This window comes from Arthrobacter sp. NPDC080031 (assembly GCF_040702485.1).
Classification (GTDB): domain Bacteria; phylum Actinomycetota; class Actinomycetes; order Actinomycetales; family Micrococcaceae; genus Arthrobacter.
Map to the genome: position 1 here is coordinate 42,306 of NZ_JBFBLA010000034.1, position 7,928 is coordinate 50,233.

The 7,928-nt window shown below is 65.4% G+C and carries 7 protein-coding genes; 5 read left to right on the forward strand and 2 right to left on the reverse strand.

Features of this window, described 5'->3' with window-relative positions:
* Positions 1-15: 15 nt before the first annotated feature.
* Entirely contained in the window at positions 16-1,929 is a 1,914-nt protein-coding gene (locus tag AB0323_RS21585) for an ABC transporter ATP-binding protein (protein WP_366179161.1), read from the reverse strand.
* Positions 1,926-3,596: an ABC-F family ATP-binding cassette domain-containing protein gene (locus tag AB0323_RS21590; protein ID WP_366179162.1), complete on the reverse strand. Its 1,671-nt coding sequence runs from the start codon at positions 3,594-3,596 to the stop codon at positions 1,926-1,928. The genes AB0323_RS21585 and AB0323_RS21590 overlap by 4 nt, the downstream gene beginning before the upstream one ends.
* Positions 3,597-3,808: 212 nt before the next feature.
* On the opposite strand from AB0323_RS21590, the gene AB0323_RS21595 reads away from it, so the two are divergent.
* The 5 genes from AB0323_RS21595 (at position 3,809) to AB0323_RS21615 (ending at position 7,797) form a co-directional block, all read left to right on the forward strand.
* On the forward strand, positions 3,809-4,534 hold the full coding sequence (locus AB0323_RS21595; RefSeq protein ID WP_366179163.1) for a hypothetical protein: 726 nt from the start codon (positions 3,809-3,811) through the stop codon (positions 4,532-4,534).
* Entirely contained in the window at positions 4,531-5,238 is a 708-nt protein-coding gene (locus AB0323_RS21600) for a hypothetical protein (RefSeq protein WP_366179164.1), read from the forward strand. Before AB0323_RS21595 ends, AB0323_RS21600 begins: the two co-directional genes overlap by 4 nt.
* A 245-nt stretch (positions 5,239-5,483) precedes the next feature.
* A complete protein-coding gene (locus tag AB0323_RS21605) occupies positions 5,484-6,302 on the forward strand; it encodes an amino acid ABC transporter substrate-binding protein (RefSeq protein WP_366179165.1) in 819 nt (272 codons plus the stop codon).
* A 15-nt stretch (positions 6,303-6,317) separates the two neighbouring features.
* Positions 6,318-6,983: an amino acid ABC transporter permease gene (locus AB0323_RS21610; RefSeq protein WP_366179166.1), complete on the forward strand. Its 666-nt coding sequence runs from the start codon at positions 6,318-6,320 to the stop codon at positions 6,981-6,983.
* Positions 6,970-7,797 (forward strand): amino acid ABC transporter ATP-binding protein, encoded by an 828-nt coding sequence (locus AB0323_RS21615; protein ID WP_366179167.1) that lies wholly within the window; start codon positions 6,970-6,972, stop codon positions 7,795-7,797. Before AB0323_RS21610 ends, AB0323_RS21615 begins: the two co-directional genes overlap by 14 nt.
* Positions 7,798-7,928: the final 131 nt, after the last annotated feature.

Here is a 7,928-nt window from a genome sequence, read left to right on the forward strand (position 1 = left end):
CGTCGCCCCCGGGTCCTACAGCTCCGGAACAGCTTCCTGGGCCACAGCCGTCGCCTCCGCGAACTGCGTGTTGTACAGCTCCGCGTAGCGCCCGTCCGCGGCGAGGAGCTCGGCGTGGGTTCCGCGCTCAACGATGTAACCGTCCTCGACCACCAGGATCGCGTCGGCGGCGCGGATAGTAGACAGGCGGTGGGCAATCACGACGGCGGTGCGCCCCTCGAGCGCTTCGCCCAAGGCTGCCTGCACTGCGGCTTCGTTCGTGGAGTCCAGTGCCGCGGTGGCTTCGTCGAGGATGACGACCCTCGGCTGCTTGATGAGGAGCCGGGCTATGGTGAGCCGTTGACGCTCGCCGCCCGAGAGCCGGTAGCCGCGCTCCCCCACCACGGTCTCCAGGCCGTCGGGCAGGGACCGCACCATGTCTTCGAGCCTGGCCCGCCGCAGTACATTCCACATTTCCTCGTCGCTCGCGCCCGGCCGGGCAAGCCGGAGGTTGGAGGCAATGCTTTCGTGGAACAAGTGGCCATCCTGCGTGACCATTCCCAACGTGTCCCGGAGGGAATCGAACGTGGCGTCCCGAACGTCCATCCCGGTCCCCGGCCCAAAGCCGCCCAAGCGGACGGCGCCGGAATCGACGTCGTACAAGCGGGACAACAGTTGTGCCACGGTGGACTTGCCGGCACCTGAGGAACCAACCAACGCCACGGTCTGCCCGGGCTCTACCCGGAAACTGATTCCATGCAGGACTTCCTCGCCGCCGCGCGTATCGAGCGTGGCCACGTCCTCCAGCGACGCGAGGGACACCTTGTCAGCGGAAGGGTAGGCGAAGCGGACGTCGTCGAACTCCACCGCAACGGGTCCCGGAGGCACGGCCGCAGCGCCCGGCTTTTCCTGGATGAGCGGCTCAAGGTCCAGGATCTCGAAGACCCGCTCGAAGCTGACCAGGGCGCTCATCACTTCCACCCGCGCGCTGGAGAGCGCCGTGAGCGGCGCGTAAAGGCGGGTGAGGAGCAGGGCCAGCACCACGACGTCGCCCGCTGCGAGCTGGCCGCCAAGCGCGAGCCAACCGCCCAGGCCGTAGACCAGCGCGAGGGCAAGGGCCGAAACCAGGGTCAGCGCAGTGATAAAGGTGAACTGCAGCATCGCCGTGCGGACGCCGATGTCACGCACCCGGCCGGCCCGGAGGGCGAACTCGGCGGATTCCTCGTTCGGGCGGCCGAACAGTTTCACGAGGGTCGCGCCGGGCGCGGAGAAGCGCTCGGTCATTTGCGTTCCCATCGCGGCGTTGTGCTCGGCGGCTTCCCGCCGGAGGTCTGCCAGCTTGGAGCCCATCCGCCGGGCGGGAATGAGGAAGATCGGCAACAAGACCATGGCGAGCACGGTGACCAGCCAGGAGGTGTGGAGCATGACGATGAGGGTCAAGGCCAAGGACACGACGTTGCTGACAACTCCGGAGAGCGTGCCTGCGAACGCCGACTGGGCGCCGATGACGTCGTTGTTGAGCCGGCTGACGAGGGCTCCTGTGCGGGTCCGCGTGAAGAACGCGATGGGCATGCGCTGCACATGGTCGAAAACCCGCGTCCGCAGGTCCACGATCACGCCTTCGCCGATCACCGAGGACAACCAGCGCGTGAGCAGGCCGAGCCCGGCGTCGGCGACAGCCACCGCGGCGATAAGCCCCGCGAGGCCGATCACGACGTCCGCGCTTGTGCGGGCGATGATCGCGTCGACCACCCGGCCTGCCAGCACCGGAGTGGCGACAGCAAGGAATGCGCCGGCGATGGAGGCCAGCACGAAGGCAATCAGCTTGTTGCGGTGCGGTTTCGCGAAAGCGAGCACGCGCTTGATGGTTTCCCGTGAGAACGGCTGCGAGCCGCTCTTGGCGCGGGTGATGTTGTAGAGCGAGCGCCAGGCGACGCCATCCATGCTCATGGCTTTTTGTTTCCTAATCCGGTGGTGTGGTGCAGTTCGGTCACGGTGCCGTTGTCAAGGTGCCAGCGGGAATCGAGCCGGACGTTTTCGAGCAGGCGGCGGTCGTGCGTGACGAGCAGGAGCGCGCCGTCGTAGCTTTCGAGGGCTTCCTCCAGCTGCTCGATGGCCGGCAAGTCCAGGTGGTTGGTGGGTTCATCCAGCACCAACAGGTTGACCCCGCGGGCCTGAAGCAGCGCGAGCGCCGCGCGGGTGCGTTCGCCCGGGGACAGAGAGTCCACGGTCCGGGAGGTGTGGTCCGCCTTGAGGCCGAATTTGGCCAGGAGGGTGCGGACGTCCGCGGAGTTCCATTCGACCAGGACGGCTTCGACGCCGTCTGCCAGGGTGAGGTGCCCCGCCAGCAGTCCGCGGGCTTGGTCGATCTCGCCGATCGCCACGGACGCACCCATGGAGGCGTCTCCGGCGTCGGGCTGTTGAAGCCCGAGCAGCAGCCGCAGGAGGGTGGACTTTCCTGCGCCGTTCGGCCCCGTGATGCCAATCCGTTCGCCGGCGTTGAGCTGGAGGTTCACCGGTCCCAGCGTGAAGTCGCCCTGGTGTGCCACGACGTCCCGCAAGGTTGCGACGACGGAGCTGGAGCGAGGCGCCTGGCCGATGCTGAACTGCAGCTGCCATTCCTTGCGCGGCTCTTCCACCTCGTCGAGCCGGGCGATGCGGGACTCCATCTGACGGACTTTCTGGGCCTGCTTTTCCGAGGACTCAACGCTCGCTGCCCTGCGGATTTTATCGTTGTCCGGGCTCTTCTTCATGGCGTTGCGGACGCCCTGCGAGCTCCATTCGCGCTGCGTGCGGGCCCGGGACACGAGATCCGCCTTGGTGTTGGCGAATTCCTCGTAGCGTTCGCGGGCGTGCCGCTTTGCCACGGCCCGCTCTTCGAGGAAGGAATCGTAACCGCCCTCGTAGACCGCCACGCTGTTCTGTGCCAGGTCCAGTTCCAGCACCTTGGTAATGCAGCGTGCCAGGAACTCGCGGTCATGCGAGACCAACACGGCGCCGCCGCGAAGGCCCTGGACGAATGATTCAAGGCGGGCGAGTCCGTCGAGGTCCAGGTCGTTGGTGGGTTCGTCGAGGAGCACGACGTCGAATCGGCTCAGCAGGAGCGCCGCCAAGGCAACGCGCGCGGCCTGTCCGCCGGACAAGCCCGTCATGAGCGCATCCGGACCGGATTCCAGGCCAAGTTCGGCCAACACCGCGGGGATCCGGTCCTCCAGATCCGCGGCACCCGATGCCATCCAGCGGTCAAAAGCCAAGGAATACGCGTCGTCGGCATCCGCGGTCCCGGCTGCGAGCCCTTCCGCGCCCGCCTCCATCTCGGCCGTGGCCTGGGCGCAGCCGGTGCGGCGGGCAATGTAGGCGGCTACGGTTTCACCGGGGGTACGTTCGTGTTCCTGGGGCAGCCAGCCCACAAAGGCGTCGCTGGGAGCGAGGCTGACCGTGCCCTCTTGGGGGCGGTCAGCTCCTGCGAGGATGCGCAGCAGGGTGGATTTCCCGGCGCCGTTGGCGCCGACGACACCCACGACATCCCCTGGCGCGACGGTGAGGGAGAGCTTCGAGAACAAGGTGCGGTGACCGTGGCCGCCGCAGAGCTCTTTGGCGACAAGCGTTGCAGTCATTGGTCTATCCTCTCACTGCTCCGCTCTTGTGCGGAAAGGCCGGCGAAAAGACCGAGGCATGGAAGAACCCGCTGGTCCGTACTTGGGGGGTGTGCGGACCAACGGGTTCGAGAATCAAGCATAATTCAATGTGGCCGCATCGTAAAATCAACTTCGCAGGAACCGTCTTCCGACAAACCTGCCGCGACAAACCGTCTATCAGAAAGTGGTTCATGTCCCTCCCTTCCAAGGCGTTCCAACGCTGGCTGCACGGGATCGCCCCGAACACCAGCACGGCCGATGTCTGCCGCTTTTCGGGAGTGAAGCGCACCACGCTGGCCCAGCAATTGGTCCGCGGCAAGGTGGCCGAGAGCTCACTCGTGAGCATCAGCCGGGCCTTCGACATGAATCCCTTCGATGCATTGGGCCAATTCGAGGCCTACGCGGCGCTTCGCGGGACCCCGGTTCCCCCCACTGACGCGGAACTCGTGAGCCAGGTCTCTACCATGGATCTGCTGCGCGCAGTCGTCGATCGTTCGGACCCCCGGGACGACGTCCCGCCGTTGGTCCTGGCGGAGACCCCGCACCCGAGTTCGGTCAGGAACTGGGTGGACGCGATCGACGACGGCGAGTTGCGCCACCGGGTGAGCGGCGCCACGGGGATCGCCCCGCAGAACTTCTCCGCGCACCTGACAGCCAACCGTTTGCCCCCGGAACTGGCCTTGGCGACGTCCCGGGCGGCCGGCGTCGGACCGGCCGGAGGCCTCGTGGCCAGCGGCCTCGTCACCGAAGCCGAGGCGGGATGGGCCCCCGGGGCGCGGCGGGAGGCACTGGACAGGATGACAGAGGGCGAACTGGCCCTGTTGGCCGGGGAGCGGCTGCAGGCCCTCGGCAAGGCCCTGCGCCGCCATGAGCACGAACTCGACCACAGCAACAGAATCTGGGAGAACCTGGGATGACCACCGTGTTGGCGTGGGCCACGCTCTCCATTTGCCTCGTTTTGACGGCCGTTCGCATTCCCAGCGCCGTCCGGGGCGAGAACCGGATGATGTTCGTTCTGTTCGCGCTGATCACCCTCGACATCCTGCTCAGCATCGAGGGTCCTTACTTGGTGATCGACTCCTGGCTGGGCAGCTTCAACCTTTGTAACCTGCTGCTTCGGTTCATGCTCTACGGAACATTCCTTCTCATGGGCATCAAGGTGGCGAGGGCCTTTGCTTCACCTGGCGGGGAACGTGCCATCCGGGGGCCCATCGGCTTGGCCGTTCTGGGAGCCACCGCGGTCCTCACGGCTTTCTTTTTCTTCTCGATGGACACCGCGGGCTCCACTGTCGGCCTGAGCGACCTGGTCCCGGGGCCAGCCCTGGATATTTATGCGGCCTTGGGCAGGTTCTACCCGGGCTACGTTGCCGTATGCCTTGTCCCGGGCATGTGGCGGTCCGTTCGAGGCTCGGGCCCCGCGTTGCTCCGGGCCGCCTCCGCGACATTGCTCCTGGGGCTCGGTTTGCTGATCGTGTCGCAGAGTTTTCCGCTCATCCCGCTATCGAATACGTGGCTGCGGCCGCTCATCAACTACTCCGCCGCTTTGGCGACTGCGCTTGGCTTGGGAGGTATCTGGCTGTCCAAAATCGTTGCCAGCCGGACTTCCCGCACGGTAACGTAAAAACATACCGCGTAACCTCTTTCATAAATCCATTATATCGTGCCATAATTATGAATGTGTGAAGGCGACGCAGCCTGACCTTTGAATCAATGAACGGGTTTCGGAGGTTCGTGGCGCGTGCGGGAGCACTTTTGGGGGGATGAGTGGTGGCGGGCTGTTGGGGACCGCCCCCACTCAGCCTTTTAAGCGTCCTTCCGCGTAGGCCGGCAGCAACCGGGCACCGTCCCGTGACTAAGATGGCTTTCATGAAGAGCCTGCCCACTCGCCGCATCGCCCTGTCCGCAACACTTGCCGCCGTCGCGCTGGCACTGTCCGCTTGCGGCGGCGGTTCCACGCCGTCGTCGACGTCGGGTGGAGACACCTCGCTGTCCGCCATCAAGTCCAAGGGCGAGATCGTCATCGCTACTGAGGGCACGTACCGGCCGTTCAGCTTCCACGACAACGGGGCCGGCCCCCTCACGGGCTTCGACGTCGAAATCGCCCAGGCCGTGGCCGCGAAGCTCGGCGTGAAGGCGACCTTCCAGGAAACCCAGTTCGATGGCATCTTCGCGGGCCTCGATTCCAAGCGCTTCGACGCCATCGCCAACCAGATCTCGATCAACCCCGAGCGCACTGCCAAGTACGACTTCTCGGCCCCGTACACGATCTCCAATGGCGTCGTCGTGACAAAGTCGGACAACAACTCCATCCACAGCTTCGCCGATCTCAAAGGCAAGACCACCGCCCAGTCGCTGACGAGCAACTTCTACAAGATGGCGGTTGACGCCGGCGCCAACGTGCAGTCAGTCGAAGGCTGGGCGCAAGCCGCCACGCTGGTTCGCCAGGGCCGCGTCGATGCAACTGTCAACGACAAGCTGACTTACCTCGACTATGCCAAGAGCACCCCGGACTCCGGCTTGAAGATCGCCGCCGAGACCACCGACAAGACGCAGAGCGCCATAGTCTTCCGCAAGGGATCCACCGAGCTCAAAGCCGCAGTGGACAAAGCGCTCACGGACCTAAGTGCCGACGGGACCCTCGCCAAGATCTCCCAGAAGTACTTCAGCGCAGACGTTACCAAGTAGCCGGCAGCCAAACAGATGACCTTCAACTGGGACCTCGTCTGGAGTTCCTTCGGGCCGATCATCGGCGGCGCCGTCACTGGAACCATCCCCCTGACCCTGGCCTCATTCGCCATCGGCCTGGCGTTGGCGCTGCTCGTTGCCCTCTTGCGCCTGAGCCCCAACCCCTTGCTCTCCGGCGTCGCACGCTTCTACGTCTCCGTGATCCGGGGAACTCCCCTCCTGGTGCAGCTGTTCGTGATCTTCTATGGCCTCCCGAGCATCGGCGTGAAGCTGGAGCCGTGGCCGAGCGCAATCATCGCGTTTTCGCTCAACGTGGGCGGCTACGCGGCCGAGGTCATCCGCGCCGCGATTCTGTCGGTGCCCAAGGGCCAGTGGGAGGCCGGGCACACCATCGGAATGTCCCGCCCGCAGACGCTCGTGCGGATCATCCTCCCGCAAGCGGCCAGGGTCTCAGTGCCCCCATTGTCCAACACCTTCATTTCCCTCGTGAAGGACACCTCGCTGGCTTCACTCATCCTGGTCACCGAGCTTTTCCGCAACGCCCAGCAGATCGCCGCGTTCAGCCAGGAATTCATGATCCTGTACCTCGAATCCGCCTTGGTCTACTGGGTCATTTGCCTCGTCCTCTCCACGGGCCAGTCCGCCCTGGAGCGTAGATTGGACCGTTATGTCGCCCACTGAGCCCAGCAACGCCCCCCAAGGGAACTCCGGGCTGGTGTTGTCCGCACGGGACCTCGCCAAAGCCTTCGGCAGCAACGTGGTGCTGCGCGGCATCGACATCGATGTCCGCCGCGGACAGGTGGTCGCCTTGATAGGGCCCTCCGGTTCGGGAAAGACGACGGTCCTGCGCTCGCTCAACGGCCTCGAGGTGCCCGACGCCGGCACGGTCACCTTCGGGGACGCCGACCCCGGTACAGTCCGCGGATCCGGCGCAGGACTGACCCTCGATTTCGCCGGCACGGTGGGCAAGCGCGAGATTGCCGCCCTCCGGGACCGCAGTGCCATGGTGTTCCAGCACTACAACCTGTTCCCGCACATGACGGTGCTCAAGAACATCATCGAGGGACCGCTGCAGGTCCAGAAGCGCCCCCGGGCGGAAGTAGTGGCGGAGGCCGAGCGGCTCCTCGCCCGGGTGGGCCTCGCGGACAAACGCGATGCCTACCCTTTCGAACTGTCAGGCGGCCAGCAACAACGCGTGGGAATCGTGCGCGCCTTGGCCCTCAAACCCCAACTGCTGCTCTTCGACGAGCCCACCTCTGCCCTGGACCCGGAACTCGTGGGTGAAGTGCTGGGTGTCATCAAGGAACTCGCCGACGAAGGCTGGACCATGGTGATCGTGACGCACGAGCTTGCCTTCGCCCGCCAGGTTGCCGACGAAGTCATCTTCATGGACGGCGGCGTGGTGGTGGAACGGGGGCCGGCCGCGGAGGTCTTGCGGGAGCCCCGGGAGGAACGCACCAAGCAATTCGTCAAGCGCCTCCAGCACGACGTCTGAGGCCCAACTGACTCGCATTTGTTGTCGTTTTGGGCCCGGCAAAGTCAACTGGTCGTAGCAACGCAGGGGTTTAGGCTGCCTGCAGCAGCTGGTTGAGCCGGTTGGCTGGGGTTTGTAGGTTGAGGGTGGGC

Coding starts and splice junctions, on each gene's coding strand:
- AB0323_RS21595 (WP_366179163.1), top strand. CDS start 3,809: ATGTCCCTCCCTTCCAAGGCGTTCCAACGCTGGCTGCACGGGATCGCC.
- AB0323_RS21615 (WP_366179167.1), top strand. CDS start 6,970: ATGTCGCCCACTGAGCCCAGCAACGCCCCCCAAGGGAACTCCGGGCTG.
- AB0323_RS21600 (WP_366179164.1), top strand. CDS start 4,531: ATGACCACCGTGTTGGCGTGGGCCACGCTCTCCATTTGCCTCGTTTTG.
- AB0323_RS21585 (WP_366179161.1), bottom strand. CDS start 1,929: ATGAGCATGGATGGCGTCGCCTGGCGCTCGCTCTACAACATCACCCGC.
- AB0323_RS21590 (WP_366179162.1), bottom strand. CDS start 3,596: ATGACTGCAACGCTTGTCGCCAAAGAGCTCTGCGGCGGCCACGGTCAC.
- AB0323_RS21610 (WP_366179166.1), top strand. CDS start 6,318: ATGACCTTCAACTGGGACCTCGTCTGGAGTTCCTTCGGGCCGATCATC.
- AB0323_RS21605 (WP_366179165.1), top strand. CDS start 5,484: ATGAAGAGCCTGCCCACTCGCCGCATCGCCCTGTCCGCAACACTTGCC.